13 protein-coding genes and 1 pseudogene are annotated in these 16,607 nt (G+C 58.3%); 8 read left to right on the top strand and 6 right to left on the bottom strand.

Going from position 1 to position 16,607, the window contains the following annotated elements; all coding sequences use genetic code 11:
* The first annotated feature begins 64 nt into the window (after positions 1–64).
* Positions 65–1,291, top strand: a complete 1,227-nt coding sequence (locus tag PK28_RS08030) for a S8 family serine peptidase (protein WP_044513184.1) — start codon at positions 65–67, stop codon at positions 1,289–1,291.
* A gap of 97 nt (positions 1,292–1,388) precedes the next feature.
* Here the strand turns inward: PK28_RS08030 and PK28_RS08025 are convergent, their stop codons facing one another.
* Together PK28_RS08025 and PK28_RS08020 are read right to left on the bottom strand one after the other, a co-directional pair.
* Positions 1,389–2,999, bottom strand: coding sequence for a glycosyltransferase family protein (locus PK28_RS08025; protein ID WP_044513181.1), 1,611 nt, complete (start codon positions 2,997–2,999; stop codon positions 1,389–1,391).
* Between the two features lie 42 nt (positions 3,000–3,041).
* Positions 3,042–4,043 carry an acyl-CoA synthetase family protein gene (locus PK28_RS08020; protein WP_052430542.1) on the bottom strand — a complete coding sequence of 334 codons (1,002 nt, stop codon included), beginning with the start codon at positions 4,041–4,043 and terminating at the stop codon, positions 3,042–3,044.
* 96 nt (positions 4,044–4,139) lie between these two features.
* Between PK28_RS08020 and PK28_RS08015 the strand changes: the two genes are divergently transcribed.
* Positions 4,140–4,703 (top strand): hypothetical protein, encoded by a 564-nt coding sequence (locus PK28_RS08015; RefSeq protein ID WP_044513178.1) that lies wholly within the window; start codon positions 4,140–4,142, stop codon positions 4,701–4,703.
* Between the two features lie 74 nt (positions 4,704–4,777).
* Here the strand turns inward: PK28_RS08015 and PK28_RS08010 are convergent, their stop codons facing one another.
* Positions 4,778–7,195 (bottom strand): alpha-ketoacid dehydrogenase subunit alpha/beta, encoded by a 2,418-nt coding sequence (locus PK28_RS08010; protein WP_044513176.1) that lies wholly within the window; start codon positions 7,193–7,195, stop codon positions 4,778–4,780.
* Positions 7,196–7,466: 271 nt separating this feature from the next.
* On the opposite strand from PK28_RS08010, the gene PK28_RS19705 reads away from it, so the two are divergent.
* The 4 genes and pseudogenes from PK28_RS19705 (at position 7,467) to PK28_RS07985 (ending at position 12,276) form a co-directional block, all read left to right on the top strand.
* Positions 7,467–8,240, top strand: coding sequence for a DUF1573 domain-containing protein (locus PK28_RS19705; protein ID WP_044516583.1), 774 nt, complete (start codon positions 7,467–7,469; stop codon positions 8,238–8,240).
* Positions 8,241–8,403: 163 nt separating this feature from the next.
* A pseudogene (gene ald, locus PK28_RS08000) lies at positions 8,404–9,530 on the top strand (alanine dehydrogenase).
* A 169-nt stretch (positions 9,531–9,699) separates the two neighbouring features.
* Entirely contained in the window at positions 9,700–10,299 is a 600-nt protein-coding gene (locus PK28_RS07995; RefSeq protein WP_044513174.1) for an SMI1/KNR4 family protein, read from the top strand.
* Positions 10,300–11,283: 984 nt separating this feature from the next.
* Entirely contained in the window at positions 11,284–12,276 is a 993-nt protein-coding gene (locus PK28_RS07985) for an LTA synthase family protein (protein WP_071885131.1), read from the top strand.
* Positions 12,277–12,287: 11 nt separating this feature from the next.
* Here the strand turns inward: PK28_RS07985 and PK28_RS07980 are convergent, their stop codons facing one another.
* From PK28_RS07980 to PK28_RS07970, 3 genes are all read right to left on the bottom strand, one after another.
* A complete protein-coding gene (locus PK28_RS07980; protein WP_197070495.1) occupies positions 12,288–12,689 on the bottom strand; it encodes a response regulator in 402 nt (133 codons plus the stop codon).
* The gene (locus PK28_RS07975; protein WP_044513162.1) at positions 12,670–14,553 is read right to left on the bottom strand and encodes a PAS domain-containing sensor histidine kinase; all 1,884 of its coding nucleotides are present in this window, start codon (positions 14,551–14,553) and stop codon (positions 12,670–12,672) included. The genes PK28_RS07980 and PK28_RS07975 overlap by 20 nt, the downstream gene beginning before the upstream one ends.
* 175 nt (positions 14,554–14,728) lie before the next feature.
* Positions 14,729–15,103: a type I restriction enzyme HsdR N-terminal domain-containing protein gene (locus PK28_RS07970; protein WP_316931976.1), complete on the bottom strand. Its 375-nt coding sequence runs from the start codon at positions 15,101–15,103 to the stop codon at positions 14,729–14,731.
* A 179-nt stretch (positions 15,104–15,282) separates the two neighbouring features.
* Between PK28_RS07970 and PK28_RS07965 the strand changes: the two genes are divergently transcribed.
* Both PK28_RS07965 and PK28_RS07960 read left to right on the top strand, forming a co-directional pair.
* The gene (locus PK28_RS07965) at positions 15,283–16,056 is read left to right on the top strand and encodes an AMP nucleosidase (protein WP_044513159.1); all 774 of its coding nucleotides are present in this window, start codon (positions 15,283–15,285) and stop codon (positions 16,054–16,056) included.
* A 98-nt stretch (positions 16,057–16,154) separates the two neighbouring features.
* Positions 16,155–16,586, top strand: coding sequence for a hypothetical protein (locus tag PK28_RS07960; protein ID WP_044513156.1), 432 nt, complete (start codon positions 16,155–16,157; stop codon positions 16,584–16,586).
* Positions 16,587–16,607: the final 21 nt, after the last annotated feature.

Here is a 16,607-nt window from a genome sequence, read left to right as displayed (position 1 = left end):
TAAGGGCAGAAATCAGTCGATTCAGCCCCCCATTAGTGTTTTTCTATCATTCCAATTCCCTTTCATGTCAAAATCCTTGCTGAATTTCCGGGTAGGAACCGTAGTAAGCGCCGCCACGCTGAGTATAGCAATGCTGGCCGGCTGCGCCAAAGACACCATAGCGCCCGCCGAGCCGGGCATTAGCGGTGCAGTTAGCGCCGCGGCCGATGCCAAAGCCGTTGGTCAGGTAATTCCCGGCCGCTACATTGTGGTGCTGAAAGAAGGCAGCGTAACGCTGGGCAGTGAAGCCTACGAGGAAAAAATCAAGAAAGTGAAAGGAGTGGCCCAGGGTCTGCTGAAACAGCGCGGCCTGCGCCCGGAGAAAGTTGAGCGCGCCTACGGCCATGCCCTGAAAGGCTTTTCCGCTGAGCTAACGGCCGACGAGGCCGCCCAGTTGGCGCAGGATGCCAGCGTGGCGTACGTGGAAGCCGACCAGGTTATTACCATTGAACAAACCACCGGCACTACCACCACTACCTCCACGCAAACCGTCCCCTACGGCATCAAGCGCGTGGGCTACGGCAGCGGCGTGGGCAAAGTCGCCTGGATTATCGACACCGGCATCGACCTGACTCACCCCGACCTGACAGTAGACAAAACCCGCAGCCGCACTTTCATCACCTCCGGCACGGATGCAACCACCGCAAATGATGGCAACGGCCACGGCACGCACGTAGCCGGTACTATTGCTGCCAAAAACAACCTGGTAGGCGTAGTAGGCGTGGCTGCCGGAGCTACCTTAGTAGCCGTGAAAGTGCTGGCTGCCGATGGCAGCGGCACCTCTTCCGGCGTCATTGCCGGTATTGATTATGTTGCCGCTAATGCAAAGGCTGGTAACGTGGCCAACATGAGCCTGGGTGGCGGCACCTCCCAGGCCCTGGACGATGCGGTGACCCGCGCTGCCAACAAAGGCATTCTATTCGCCGTAGCTGCCGGCAATGATGCCAAGAGCGCCACGCTGCACTCCCCGGCCCGCGTGAATAACGCCAATGTGTTCACCATCTCGGCCATGAACAACCTCGATACCTGGGCTTCTTTCTCCTGCTTCGGCAACCCACCGGTAGACTATTGCATGCCCGGCGTAAGTATCACCTCTACTTATAAAGGCGGCCAGTACGCTACCATGAGCGGTACCTCTATGGCTACCCCGCACATGGCCGGGGTGCTGCTGATGCGTGGCAAGAGCTTTACCCGCAGCGGCTACGTGAAGTCGGACCCCGACGGCAAGCCCGACCCGATTGCCCACTTGTAGTTAAAAGGTGCGCGGGAAGAATTTCTGCGGCGCTCAGAAGAAGGAAAAAGCCTGACCGGATTTGGTCAGGCTTTTTTTTGGAACCAGGTCACGCCAATCAACGCCGAAAAATGCCCAGCGTGGGTAGGTCATGTACCCACAGGTCATATACCTTGCGGCCGAGTGTGTCGCTGGCCTGCAGGCCGTAGCGGGCGTAGTTGGTAAACACGTAGGTACCGGCCGTATAGGGCGGGCTCACAAATTGCAGTCGTTGGCGTTGGGCCAGCGGCAAAATCAGGGTGTTATTATAAAGCAGGTCGCTGCGCGGGGAGCCTATCCGGATACGGGCCGAGGAATCAGCGGCCAGCAGCCATTCCAGCCCCGCCCGATACGAAAGCCCCCAATAGTCACGGTCGAACTGCCGGGCCACTACGGCGGGCGGAATCAGGCTAAAATAGACCTGCTGTTGCGGATGGTCCCGCACCATGCGGTAGGCTGTTTGCAGCATGCCGGCCAGCAAGCTACCTGCTACCACATATTGCGCCCAGCGTCTTTCCGCGCGCTGCCGGGCCCAGTTTATTACGGCACGCACCCCACCTACGCCCAACAGAAGCAGCGCCGGGTAAACAAAGTATAAGTGTCGCCAGCCGTTGTAGAGCGCGGAGTGAAGCGCTATAACCATCAGCAGCGGCCCCAGCAGCCAGGCCACCACCACGGCATCAAACTGCCCTGCCCAGCTGCCCAATTGCCGAGGCGTGCGCAGCAGGTTTTTAAGCCAGATAACCCACGCACCCAGTGCGGCTGCTAGATAAGGCCAGGGAGTGGTAATGGCTATCAAGACAGGGGCATAGTGCCAGGGCGTGGCACTGCCGGGGCGCAGCACGCCCAGGTAAAAATTGCGCCCTTCCCAGGGGTAGCTACTCAGCCGTTGGAAGGCATACAGGAAGTTGCCGGCTGGGTTTTCCCACAGAAACGGCCAGCCCGCTACCACCAATACGGCCGTAGTGGCCAGGTATAGGCCTGTATATAGGAGCATCTGCCGGCGCTTTGGCCCATGTTCTGCCGGAAAAACCAACTGCCAACTCAGCCACCCCAGCGTGAAAGCTACCAACATCACACCCAGAATACGGACATCGATGGCCACGGCGCAGGCCACACTGTGGAGTAGCACCCGCCCGGTGGTGGGCCGCTGCGTGAGTCGGGCCATGGTGTACATGGCCACCGCAAATAAGGCCATAAACACGCCATCCTGTGCGTTGTAGAAGGCCTCTGCAAACAGCCTCGGGGAGAGTACCAGGGCACTGGCTGCCACCAGCCCCCACCGCCAGCTGCGGAAGCGCAGCGCAGCCAGCCGGTAGAGCGCCCACACCCCCGCCACAAAAACCAGAAAGATCAGCAAGTGGCGAATACGATAGTACACGGCAGAATCGCCGTGGGCCAGTAGCGGGCTGAGCAAACTCACCGGTATTTCAAACAGCACGCCGTGGCCATTATCAAAGTAGCCAGGCAGGGGCGGAATGCGGGCATATTGGGGCTGACGACGGGCTAGCTCGGGTGCCACCATGTCGGCTATGTACTTCACGTTTACCATGCCGTGCATATGGTGCGCCGGCTCATCGGTAGAAACGCCGTAGTCGTTATGCACCAGCAGGCCCAGCAGCACCAGCATCCCAAAAAAGCCACCTACTACCCAGGGCCGCCAGGTGTCAGTCCGAAATTCTGCGGGCATAAAATGAGGCGGTGGCGAAGCGAGAGGAAAGCAGGCGTGGCGTTATGCCAGCTGGTTGCAGCCCCGAATATCTGAATTATCCATTCTCCCCAGCACTTCAAAAGAACCATCGGGGTGCATACGGGCCAGGTCTTTGGTTTCGATGAAGGCGCAGCTGTCCACGTTGGCCAGGTCTATTACGTTGATGGCGCCATCGGGGCGGGTTTCACTCAGGGCGAAAGGGTCGGATGGGTCGCGGAGGAGGATGCGCAGCTGGGTAGGCGCGTGGAAGCGGCCGTCGCCGAGGCTGTACGCCTGGGAGAGCAGCTCCGTCATGCCGTACTCGGAATGAATACCGGCCGGGCCAAAGGCCTGCTGCAGCTCCGCGTGCAGCTCTTCCCGAATCATTTCGCGCCGGCGCCCTTTCATACCGCCCGTTTCCAGCACCGTGAGGTTTTGCAGAGCCGGCGCGGCACCATATTCCGCTACCAGATCCAGCAGCGCATACGATACTCCAATGAGCATAATGCGGCGACCGGGCACTTGCCTGGCTTTACTTATTGCTTGCAGAAGCGCGGCGTGGTTGCGCAGGAAAAAAGCCGGTTGCTCCTGCCCGGAAGCGGCCGCAAAATGCTCTACCATGGCTACCAACGAGGAGTGCCCCTGCTCCAGATAGGAAGGCAGCAAAGCCAGGAAAATCCAGTCCGTGAGCGGGCCGTAGTATTGCTCAAAAATGCGCGCGGCATTGCGCCGGTACAGCTGCGGCTCGCGTACAAAATGCCGGCTGCGCTGCTGCAGCGTAGTGCCGCTGCTCAGATATAATTCCTGGGGCTCCCACTCCAGCGGCAGCGTACGCACCTCGTGCGTTTTGAAGAACTCAATGGGCAGAAACGGAATGTCCGTCAGGCGCTCTATCCGGTCTGCTTTCCGGCCCAACTGCGTCAGGTATTCCCTGTAGGGTAGGCACTGCGCGGCCTGGTGCCGAAAAAGCGCCAGCGCAGCCGCTTCAAAAGAAGCTGGGGTTAAACTGTCCAACGCCTGGAGATGCTGCTGGCGGAAACTCATTAGCGTACAACTGGGTTTTGGGAAAGCAACAAAGTACGGGGTGCTTCGTTGAGAATCCGTACCTTTTCCCGCCTATTAAGAGGTATTTCTATTCGTATGGCCACCACTGCTACCTTTCGTTTTTTTAAATATGCAGCGCTGATTTTCGGTAGCGGTCTGCTACTGAATGCCTGCATCACGCCGCCTGATTATCCGGATACGCCCAGCATCGAGTTTAAGGCTATCAAGCTGGAGCGCAAATCCCCGGTAACGGGCGTTTATGATTCCGTGACGGTAACGGTTTCTTTCAAAGACGGGGACGGCGACCTGGGCCTGGGCCCCACTGACACCCTCCCGCCCCATAATCAGTACAACCCAAACTCGACGGACCCCAACCGAACGCCAAACCGCTTTTACAACAACTATTTCTTTCAGCCCCTACTGAAGGGAGAAGACGGGGAATTCCGGCCGGTTGATTTTGCGTTTCCCTACGACAGCCGCTTTCCGCGCCTGACCACTACCGACCGGTCTGAGCCCATTAAAGGCGACCTGAACTTTGGGCAGACCTTCTTCGTGGGGTCCTTTCCATCGGGTTCCGAAGTCCGGTTTAGAGTCACCATTGTAGACCGGGCCCTGCACGAGAGCAACACCGTAACTACTTCCTCCATCATCATTCCCTAAGGAGCCATCCATTTCGTCAAAATCAAACGCCCACCCTTCCGATTCTCGAAAGGGTGGGCGTTTGATTTGGTGGCTTAGTAGATGGCCGGAAACTGCTTGGGGTCAGCTTCGTGCATCAGCTCATACACCACATCGAAAACATCTTCTGCGTTGGGCTTGCTGAAGTAGTCGCCATCGGAGCCGTAGGGCGGGCGGTGGGGCTGGGCGGCCAGGCAGCGCGGAGCAGAGTCGAGGTACTGATAGGCATCCTGCTCGTCCAAAACCTGCTGCAGCATGTAGGCCGTAGCGCCGCCAGGCACATCTTCATCGGCGAAGAGCACACGGTTGGTTTTCCGGATGCTGTCGGTAATCACGTGCTCCAGATCGAAGGGCAGCAGGGTCTGCACATCAATAACTTCAATGGAGATACCCACCTCGGCCAGCTGCTTGGCAGCATCCATCACGATGCGGCACATAGAGCCGTAGGTAACCACCGTTACATCCGTACCCGGGCGCAGGGTTTCGGGCATGCCCAGGGGCACGGTGAACTCGCCTACGTTCTGCGGAATACGCTCTTTCAGGCGGTAGCCGTTCAGACACTCAATCACAATGGCCGGCTCATCGGAGCGCAGCAGCGTGTTGTAGAAACCAGCCGCCTGCGTCATGTCGCGCGGTACGCACAGGTGCATGCCGCGGATGGAGCCCAGAATCATTTGAATGGGTGAGCCGGAGTGCCAGATGCCCTCCAGCCGGTGGCCGCGGGTGCGCACAATGAGGGGGGCTTTCTGGCCGCCTTTGGTGCGGTACTGCAGGCAGGCCACATCATCAGAGAGAATCTGAATGGCGTACAGCAGGTAGTCCAGATACTGGATTTCGGTGATGGGACGAAGGCCGCGCAACGCGGCGCCGATGCCCTGCCCCACAATGGTGCACTCCCGAATGCCGGTATCCGTTACGCGCAGCTCGCCAAACTTGTCCTGCAAGCCCGCAAACGCCTGGTTTACGTCACCAATTTTACCCACGTCCTCCCCAATGGCGAAGATGGTAGGGTCGCGGCGGAAGTTGGCATCAAAGCAGGCCTGCAGCACCTCGCGGCCGTCAACAATCGGAGCATCGGCAGCAAACTCAGCGGGGACAACCTCGATGTTGCCCACGGCCTGCTCGCTCTGGCTGTACAGGTAGGAGTTGTACCGGTCGGCGTTTTCGGCCAGGGCCTGCTCCAGCCAGTTCTGCAGGTCGCGGCGGGCGCCGCTGCGCTGGCTGCGCACCTGGCGCAAAGCGCGGCGCACGGTGCGCACCAGATCAGCGCGGATGGGCGTGGTGTTGTGCTCCAGGTGCTCTACCAGTTCGTGCAGGCTGTTTTCGGTGCCGGTTTCAGCTACCAGCTTATTCAGCAGGGCCACGGTTTCGTCGCGCTCCTGCTTGATGGGCGTGAAGAAAGCGTCCCAGGCCGCTACACGGGCCTGCTTTACTACGTCCCGGCTCTCATTTTCAATCTGCGTGAGCTCCTCTTCCGTGGCGTGGCCTTCAGAGAGCATCCACTCGCGCATTTTGAGCATGCAGTCGTGGGCTTCTTCCCAGCTGAGGCGGTCTTTGCTCTTGTAGCGCTCGTGCGAGCCACTGGTGCTGTGGCCCTGGGGCTGGGTTACTTCGGTTACGTGAATGAGCACGGGCACGTGCTGGGTGCGGCACAGCTCGGCGGCGCGCTGGTAGGTATCTACCAGGGCCGGATAGTCCCAGCCCTTCACCACAAAAATTTCGAAGCCCTGCTGGCCTTCGCCCTCACGCTGCAGGCCCATCAGAATTTCGCTGATGTTCTGCTTGGTGGTCTGGTACTCGGCGGGCACTGAAATGCCGTAGTGGTCGTCCCACACGCTCATCAGCATGGGAATCTGGAGCACGCCGGCGGCATTCAGGGCCTCGAAGAACATGCCCTCGGAGGTGCTGGCGTTGCCGATGGTGCCGAAGGCTACCTCATTGCCGTTGATGGAAAAATCGGTGCGGTCGTGCAGCTCGGGGTTCTGGCGGTAGAGCTTGCTGGCGTAAGCCAGGCCCACCAGGCGCGGCATCTGGCCGGCAGTGGGCGAAATATCGGCGGAAGAATTCTTGGTGTTGGTCTGGGGCTTGAAGTTACCGTCCTCGTCCAGCAGGCGGGTAGCAAAGTGGCCGTTCATGGCGCGGCCGCCGGTGGCTGGCTCAGCTTCTACGTCGGGGTGGGCATAGAGCTGGGCGAAGTACTGCTGCAGCGTGAGCTCGCCAATGGAGAGCATGAAGGTCTGGTCGCGGTAGTAGCCGCTGCGGAAGTCGCCGTTCTGGAAGGCGCGGGCCATGGCCAGTTGGGGCAGCTCTTTGCCATCACCGAAGATGCCAAATTTGGCTTTGCCCATGAATACTTCCTTGCGGCCCGCCAGCGAGGCGTGGCGGCTTTCCCAGCCCAAACGATAGTCGCGGAGCAGGTCTTCTTTGCTGAGCGTAGCGGCAGCGGTGATTTCGGCGGATGCAGGGGTGGGCATACGGGTCGGGTGGGCGGGGAAAGAATGAGTGCGGCAAAAACGCGCCGCGGCGGCCGCGGTTACTCCGGTCGGCGGGTCAAAAGTACGGATTTGGGCGCGACCATCAACCGTGGGTCTTTTTCAGCCCTGTACGGGCGCACAGTGTTTTTGGCTATCTTTGAAGGGAAGCGCTGCGGGGCGGCCCCTTTCATTGGGGGGCGCGCCGGGTGTGCCGGCCAGCTACTCTATCTGTTTACCTTTTCTAAAGCCAGCCTCTGGGGTGGGTATTGCCATGAAACATCTTTGCACGCTCTTGTTTGCCCTGTTGCTGACGTTGGGCGCCCGCGCCCAGGGTGTTATCACCTTTGATAAAGACCTGCACGACTTCAGTAAAATTGCCGAAGGCACTCAGGCCGTCCACGAGTTTCGGTTTAAAAACACGGGCAATCAACCCATTGTGATTAATGATGTGCGGGCCAGCTGCGGCTGCACCACCCCGGACTGGACCAAAACGCCCGTGCTGCCCGGCAAAAGCGGCATGGTGAAGGCCGTGTACAACAGCACCGGCCATCTGGGCGTGTTCAACAAAACCGTTACCATCACCAGCAATGCGGCCACGCCCAGCAAAACCCTCACTATTCAGGGCACCGTGCTGGCCAAGGATGAAATGAAAAAGGCCCTGACGCCGGCCCAGCTGGCCCAGTCGCCGCACCTGGTGCTGGACCGCACCGTGCATGATTTTGGCAAGATGGAAGCCGGTCAGCAGCCTATAGCGCGCTTCACGGTACGCAACACCGGCAAATCGGACCTGGTGCTGGGAGCGGTGGTCAGCAGCTGCAACTGCGTGGGTTTGAAAAGCACGCCCGCTCCTATTAAGCCCGGCCAAAGTGCCGTGCTGGAGCTGATTTACAGCCAGCGCAAGCTGGGTGCCATGCTGGACGAAGTCACCCTGAACTCCAACGACCTGAACGGCGATACCAAGCTGAAGCTGAAGGCCAACGTGGTGAAAGACCTGAACGCCGGTAGCATGGTAAAGGAAAGTGACGCTGTGGTACCGTTTAAGTAACAAAGGGTAAGTAACCTGAACGGAAAAATTCTGCTGACTGTCATTCTGGAATCTTTCAGAATGACAGTTTCTTTTTACCCTGTCTCCTCATTGATTTCCAACTTATCTTTGCCCCCGCTTTTAAGGCAATTTTCTCCACCCACCCTCACCTTAGCTTTCTGCCATGATTATCGGCGTACCGAAAGAAATTAAGAATAACGAAAACCGTGTGGGCCTAACGCCCGCTGGCGTAGCTGAATTCCGCAAGCATGGCCACGATATATATGTGCAGTCTACTGCCGGTTTGGGCAGCGGTTTCCAGGATGCCGAGTATGAGCAGGCCGGGGCTACCATCCTGCCTACCATTGCCGATGTATATGCCAAGGCTGAAATGATTGTGAAGGTGAAGGAGCCGATTGCCTCGGAGTATCCCCTCATCAAGGAAAACCAGCTGCTGTTCACCTACTTCCACTTTGCCTCCGGCGAGGAGCTGACCCACGCCATGATTGAGCGCAAAGCCGTGTGCCTGGCCTACGAAACCGTAGAGCTGCCCTCACGCGCCCTGCCCCTGCTCATCCCCATGAGCGAAGTGGCCGGCCGCATGGCCCCGCAGGAAGGCGCTAAATACCTGGAGAAGCCCCTGAAAGGCCGTGGCATTCTGCTGGGCGGCGTACCCGGCGTGAAGCCCGCCAACGTGCTGGTACTGGGTGCCGGTATTGTAGGCACGCAGGCTGCTAAAATTGCCGCCGGTCTGGGCGCGCAGGTTACCGTAATGGACATCAACCTGAACCGCCTGCGCGAGCTGGACGACTTCATGCCCAAAAACGTGGTAACGCAGTACTCCAACGAGTACAACATCCGCGAAGCCATCAAAACCTCTGACCTCATCATTGGCGCCGTGCTGATTCCGGGTGCCAAGGCCCCCACCTCATCACGCGCGACATGCTGAAAACCATGAAGCCCGGCACCGTGCTGGTAGACGTGGCCGTGGACCAGGGTGGCTGCATCGAAACCTGCAAGCCCACCACCCACGAGGATCCTACCTTCATCATCGACGATATTGTGCATTACTGCGTGGCCAACATGCCCGGCGCGGTGCCCTACACCTCTACCCTGGCCCTGACCAACGCTACGCTGCCTTACGCCGTGAAGCTGGCCAACCTGGGCTGGCAGGAAGCCTGCCGCCGCGACGAGGCCCTGCGCCTCGGCCTGAACGTGGTGAATGGCAAAGTAGTATACAAAGGCGTAGCAGAAGCCTGGGGCCTGCCCCTGGAGTCGGTAGAGTCTGTAATGGAAGTGGCGGTTGCGTAACTCCAATTAGTAATTGAGAATTAGTAATTAAGAATTGAGCGTTTTGGTGGCAATGAAGCTGCCAGAACGCTCAATTTTTAATTTTTGCAGATCAAAGCCACTCCGTAGCGGCCCGGCAAATGGTAGTCTATCCAATTCTTAATTACTAAGTCTCAATTACTAATTGAAAATGAAAGGCATTATTTACACCGGCGGCGAGCTGACCGACCTGGTCACGTTTGCCCGGCTGCCCTCCTACCTGCAGGCCTTTTTGCGCGAGCAGAATGGCGTGGTGGCGTACTTTGGCGGCCTGCACATTCGGGGCTGCGTTTCGGAGCCTGCGTGGCACTCCCTCTCTGAGGCCTGGCAGGGCCTGCATGCCTTCTGGCGCGTGTATGACACGGTTCAGGAGGCCGACATTCCGTTTGCCCAGGACTGCGTGGGCAACCAGTTTCTGCTGCGCGGCGACGCGGTGCTGTTCCTGGATACTGAAACCGGCGAGCTGGCCGACCTGGAAGTAGACTTCAAGCACTTCCTGTTCGGGGCCGAAAAATTTCCACTCGATGCCCTGGGTATGGAGCCCCTGCGCAGCTTCCAGCAGCGCGGCGGCGTATTGCAGCCCGGGCAGCTCCTGAGCCTGTATCCGCCGGTGTGCGTGGCTACGGAAAAACAAACGCCCACCATCCAGCCCAAACCCGCGGCCGAGCGGCTGCAGTGGCTGGCCGATTTCTACCGGCAGATAAAGGATTTGCCCAGCGGGCAGCGCATCCGCTTCCGCCCGGCTGAGTAGCTTATTCTGCCCGATGCCCTCCCTCCCGCTGCGTTTACTGCTCCGTCGGTTTGCCCTCCTGCTGGGGGTGTATGTGCTGCTGCGCGCGGGGTTTTATGCTTTCAATTACGAGACCTTTCAGGAAGCTTCGGCGGGTCAGATAGCGCTGGCCTTCTGGCACGGGTTCCGGTTCGATATTTCGGCGCTGCTGCTCCTGAATCTGCCGTTTGTAACACTGTCTATGGTCCCAGCCTTGGGGCGCCGGTGGCAACGGCTGTTGTGGGGCCTGTACCTGCTGCTGAATGCCCTAGGCATTGCTCTCAACATTGTGGATTGGGAGTACTTCAAATTTATTGGCCGCCGCACCAGCAATGAGCTGACCACCATTGGGGCTGATGTGCAGCGGCAGGCCGGGCAGCTGGTGGGTAACTACTGGTTTCTAATACTTCCGTTTTTACTGCTGCTGGTGGCGCTGTGGTACTTCTACCCCATGCCGGAAATAAAGCAGCCCGAGGGTGATGGAATAGCTACCTCAACATTCCGCTCGCAAGCAAGTCGGCGGTGGCTGCAGCTGTTGGAGGCGTTACTGGTGATAGGCTTTACCGTACTGGGCATCCGGGGAGGGCTGCAGCTGAAACCCCTGCGCACGGGCGCGGCCTTTGCCCAGCAACCCGCCACGCTGGGCCACCTAGCCCTCAACAGCACCTTCACCTTCCTGAAAAGTCTGGGCTACGAGAACCTGGAACACCGCCGCTATTTCGATTCTGAGGCTGATTTGCAGCAGGCTTTGGCAGCATCCCCGGCCCTAAAGTCGCCAGCCCCGGCACCGCGCCGCGACAATGTGGTAGTACTCTTGCTGGAGAGCTTCGCCTCGGAATACACCGGCGTAGAAAACGGCGGCCACGGCGGCTACACGCCTTTCTTTGATTCCCTGGCTACGCACGGGGGGGGCTTTTTCGGGAGCATTATGCCAATGGCCGGCGTTCTATTGAAGCGCTGCCGGCCGTGCTGGCGGGACTACCGGCCTTGCTGGAAAGCCCGTTCATCACCTCCAACTTTCAAACCAATGAGCTGCACGGGCTGGGCGAAATCCTCAGCAGGCAGGGCTATACCACGTCCGTATTTCACGGGGCCGAAAACGGCTCTATGGGCTTTAATACGTTTGCCGGGGTGGCTGGAATACAGCGCTACTACGGCCTGAGCGAATACCCGGGAGCCCGCCAAAGCCCGGATTACGATGGGCACTGGGGTATTTTTGATGAGCCCTACCTGCAGTATTTCAGCCAGCAGCTAAGCCGGCAACAGCAGCCGTTTTTTGCTACGCTGTTCACGCTGTCCTCGCACGAGCCCTTCACGGTACCGCCGCAGTACAGCGGCCGATTCCCTAAGGGCACGCTGCCCATTCATGCCGCCATTGGCTACACCGATTTTGCCTTGCGCCGGTTTTTTGCCACGGCCAGCCGGCAGCCCTGGTACCGGAATACGCTGTTCATCCTGCTGGCCGACCACACGTCCCAAACCGACCGCCGCGGCTACCAGAACACGCTGGGCAGCTACAAAACGCCTCTGTTGGTTTTCCATCCCGGCCAGCCCTTGCCGGCGGCCAATGTGCACCGCATCACGCAGCAGGCCGATGTGCCCGCCACCGTGCTCGATTATTTACGCGTACCTGCCCCGGGCAAGCTGCTTCCCTTCGGCTACTCCGTTTTTGACACCACAAACACTGGCCGGGCGATTTTCCTGAGCGGCGGCTCGTGGTTTCTGGTGCACTCTGATTTTGTAACGGAGCTCACAGCCGACGACCAGGTGCGGCTTTATCCGTATCAAACCCACCGGCTGCCTGCTGTGCCACTGGCGAAGCCTGATCCGCAAAAGCGCCGGCAATATGGTAATGAGCTAAAGGCCTGCGTGCAGCTCTACGTAAACGGCCTGATAGATAACCGGCTATACCTGCGCACTAAAGCGCAACCCACCGTCCAGCAGCCGCCAGAGCATTAACTGCTCCCAGATTACCTGTTCTCCGCCTCTTCGGCCATTTGAGAATGGATAGCCCGGATTTCCTCACTATCAATGGGCTTGTGAATCAGGCCGGTTACCAAGGCGTATTGCTTGGCTTTTTCCATATCCGACAAAGCCAGGGAGGATGTAAGAATATAAATGCGGCAGCGGCCCAGCAGCTCGTTTTGGTAAGGAGCCAGGGCGTCAAGAAAGTCCCAGCCGCTCATTACGGGCATGTTCAGGTCCAGAAACACCACATCGGGCGCGGCCACTCTCTTTTCGCCCACCAAGGTTTCTAAGGCTTCCGTTGCGGATTGAAAAGTGGAAATACAATTTGAAAAACCCTGTGCCCGCAACAACTGCTCAGTGAGGTAAATACCGAGGTCATCGTCATCAATCAGGTAGGTTTTCATCTGCATGGCGGCTAAAATAAAGAATAAATTGGGTACCCTGGTTTACCTGACTACGAACTGTAACCCGGCCGCCCATGGATTCCACATGGGATTTCACCAGGAATAAGCCGATTCCGCGGCCTTTTTTATGGGTGTGGAAACGCCGGTAAAGCTGAAAAATATCCTCGCCCGCCTTCTCCTGATCAAAACCCGAGCCATTATCAGAAATGGTGATGGTGGTGCCAGCGCCGGGCGCGCTTTCCGCTTTAATTTCAATACGCAGGGGCCGTTCATCGGAGCGGTACTTAATGGCGTTGGAAATCAGGTTATGAAAGATGCTGTGGAAATAGGCGCGGTTTCCAGGCACCATGAGCTCTTCCGGTATGTGGCAGATCAGTTCGCCACCGCACTCCTGCAAGGGCTCTTCCAGCCCAAACAATGCCTGCCGGCAAACTGCCGCCAGGGCTACGGGCTCGGGCCGGTAGCCGCCCTGCTTGTCCCGCACGGCCAGAATGCGGTTTACGTCGGTTAGAATCTCATCCAGCTGCTGCACGCTGGCCTGCAGGTTCTTCATCGACTCCTCAAACACCTCCGACTCCTTCTCCACACGCGTCAGCAAATCAACATAACCCATGGCATTGGCCAACGGCGCCCGCAGGTTATGCGAGACAATATACGCGAACTGCTGTAAGTCAGCATTTTGCTTGAACAGCTTATCCGCCATCAGGTGCTGCCGCTCCTCGGCCTCCCGGCGCTCCGTTACGTCCTGCATGGAGCCTATCATGCGCAGGGGCCGGCCATCCGCATCCCGCACAATATAGCCTCTATCGAAGACCACTGCCCAGGTACCATTTGCTTTTCGGAAGCGGTATTGCCCCTGCCAGAGCGTGTGGGTGGTTTCATTTACCTCCCGCATCAGCCCGCCCAGCACCGCCTCCACATCATCGGGGTGTACGCTAACGGACCACAGGTTGAAGTGGGTAGGATTTTGCTCCAGCCGGTAGCCAAACAAGGTTTCCAGTCCCTCGCCCCAATAGATGGAGTCGGTCGCTATATCCCAGTCATAAATAGCATCGGAGGTGGCCCTCAATACATATTGAAACCGCTCGTTGCTGAGAAGCAGGGCGGCTTCCACCTTCTTTTGCTCGGTCAGGTCGTGCACAATTCCTACCAGCTGGGCGCAGGTGCCGCTTTCATCCAGCACGGGCGTCACACTGACTTCTCCCGTTACCTGGCCCGTGGGGTAGTCAGAGGTTTCCAGCCAGCTTACACGCTGCCGCGTAGTTACGGCCTGCTGGTATTTCTCTAAAACCAGGCTGAGTGATGGTTCCGGAATAATATCCTGCACGTAGCTGCCCACCACCTTTTCCGGGGTCAGGCCGGTGGTTTTTTGGAAGGCTTTATTAGCGAAGGTGAACCGGTAGCGCCCCTGGGGTTCCACATCCAGCACAAAGGTTATATCGGCCATGGTGTCGAAAATAACCGAGAGCTGATGCTCCCGCTCCCGCAGGTGCTGGCTGGCCAGCCGCTGGGCGCTGAGGGGCTTGGCAAAGCCATATACGCCGGCAATTTGGTGGTTGGTCAGCAGGGGAAACAAATGAAGGCTTACCTCTGCCTGGTGGTGGTTTAAGCCCAGCCGGGTCTCAAAGCAGACCACCTCCCCGGCCGCCGCTTTGCGCACCTGCTGCTGGCCCTGTTCTACCTCTTCGGGCAGCAGCAAATGGTACAGGCTGGTACCCGCCAGTTGCCCGGCCGGCTGCCCCAGCAACCCGGCAAAGCGGGCATTGGCCCACTGAAAATCACCGGCCATGTCCAAAGCGAAAACCGCTTCCGCGCTGCGCTCGAAATCGAAGAAATTACCCGCCGATAAAATATCCTGTTGCATCACGGCATGTTCGGTTAACAACCCTTTATTTCTCCTGCAAAGCACTTTCTGTTAGTCCGTTTGGGTGCGCTATCCTACTGTAGCGCCTGCCACCAGCCACTGCACCTGCCCAGCACCTCACTTGTTGCTCAATAAAGCAAAACGCTGACAAATATCCGCAGCGGATTTACGCCGGCTACTGCCCCGGGTACGGCGGCACTTCATTGAGCCGCTCGTTGGTGCGCTTCTCAAAATTGACGCGCCAGCAGAAGTGCTGCAGGCCGTTAGTGAGCAGCAGCAACGGGGCCCCAATGGTTTGGTTATACACGGCGGCCTGCTGGGCTACGGCAGCCGTAATGGGCACGGAGGGCGCTTTGCACTCTACCAATAATAACGGTTGCCCGGCGGGGCCCAGGGCGCATAAATCCGTGCGTTTCTGGCGCTGGTTGTAGCGGTGGCCGCGCTCCAAGCTCAGCAGGCCTTTGGGGTAGCCCAAGTGGTTGATCAGGTAATGCACCACGTGCTGGCGCACCCATTCCTCGGGGGTGAGTACCACGTTTTTACGGCGCAAAACGTCCCAGATCAGCGAATTTACGCCAGATTGTGTAACTTTGTACTCGAAAGGCGGCAGGTTCAGCTCTTGCATCACCTCCAAAGGTACGGCCCCACTGTTTCGCTTTTTATCTGGCTGCCGTCGTTCGTAAAGGTCGACGGCTTTTTTGCAACCTATTCCCACCATATTCTTCGCCTATGAAATCAAAATCTGACATTGTAGAAAACTGGCTGCCCCGCTATACCGGTGTGCCGTTGAAGGAATTTGGTCAGTATATCCTGCTTACCAACTTTATCAATTACGTGAGTATGTTCGCCGAGCATTTCGGTGTGGAGGTGCGCGGCCTGGATAAGCCCATGCAAACGGCTACGGCCGATGGCATCACCATCATCAACTTCGGCATGGGCTCGCCCATGGCGGCTACGGTGATGGACCTTCTTTCGGCCGTGAAGCCCAAAGCGGCCCTGTTCCTGGGCAAGTGCGGCGGCCTGAAAAACAAAACCAAGCTCGGCGACCTGATCCTGCCTATCGCGGCCATTCGCGGCGAGGGTACTTCCGATGACTACCTGCCCGCCGAAATTCCGGCGCTGCCCTCCTTCCGCCTCCAGCGCGCCGTATCGTCCATGATCAAGAAGCACGAGAAAGACTACTGGACCGGCACGGTATATACCACCAACCGCCGCGTGTGGGAGCACGACGAGAACTTCAAGGAGTACCTGCGCCAGATCCGGGCCATGGCCGTGGATATGGAAACCGCTACCATTTTCACGGTAGGTTTCGTGAACGAAATTCCCCACGGCGCCCTGCTGCTGGTGAGCGACAACCCCATGACCCCGGAAGGCGTGAAAACGGCCGAGAGCGACAAAAAAGTAACTACCGACTACGTAACCGCGCACCTGCAAATTGGTATCGACTCGTTGCTGGAGCTGAAAAACTCCGGTGAGTCGGTAAAGCACATGCGCTTCGAGTAAGCAATATTTATTTTTTGGTATGTTATTTCTGGAGGCCACGGGAAAAATCCCCGTGGCCTTCCGTATTTTTACCACCGTAGCAGCCCATTTCAGTGCGTATGCCTTCGTCGGCCCCCTCCTACCTTTCCATAGAGTACCGCCCCGACCTGCAGTTTATAATAGGCCGCTGGATGCGCTCGGTGATGCCATTTGAGCTACACCGGGGCTATGGCAAACTACTGGATGAAGCCGAGCAGCACCAGTGCCGCTACTGGCTGGTAGATATCCGCCGTCGCACTTTTGTGGATGGCAATGATGTGGCCTGGATGATGGAGAAGTTTTACCCCCAGGTACAACCCCGCCTGGGCCGTACCACCTACCTGGCCTACCTCATGGCCCCGCACCAGCTGGCCGGCGTTCTGACCAATTCCAGCATTCCGGACCTTTCCGTTTTAGATGGCCGCCCTTACCAGCTGCAGCGCTTTACTGATGAAGCCGCGGCGCTTGAGTGGCTGCAGCAGTGTGCCCTGCGGGATGCCGTAACCAGCTAATGCCAGCTGAAGCGGCGGAGT

It is taken from the genome of Hymenobacter sp. DG25B, from assembly GCF_000801315.1.
GTDB lineage: Bacteria > Bacteroidota > Bacteroidia > Cytophagales > Hymenobacteraceae > Hymenobacter.
The sequence above is the reverse complement of the archived record's forward strand: the minus strand, read 5'-3'. Positions and strand labels throughout refer to the sequence as shown.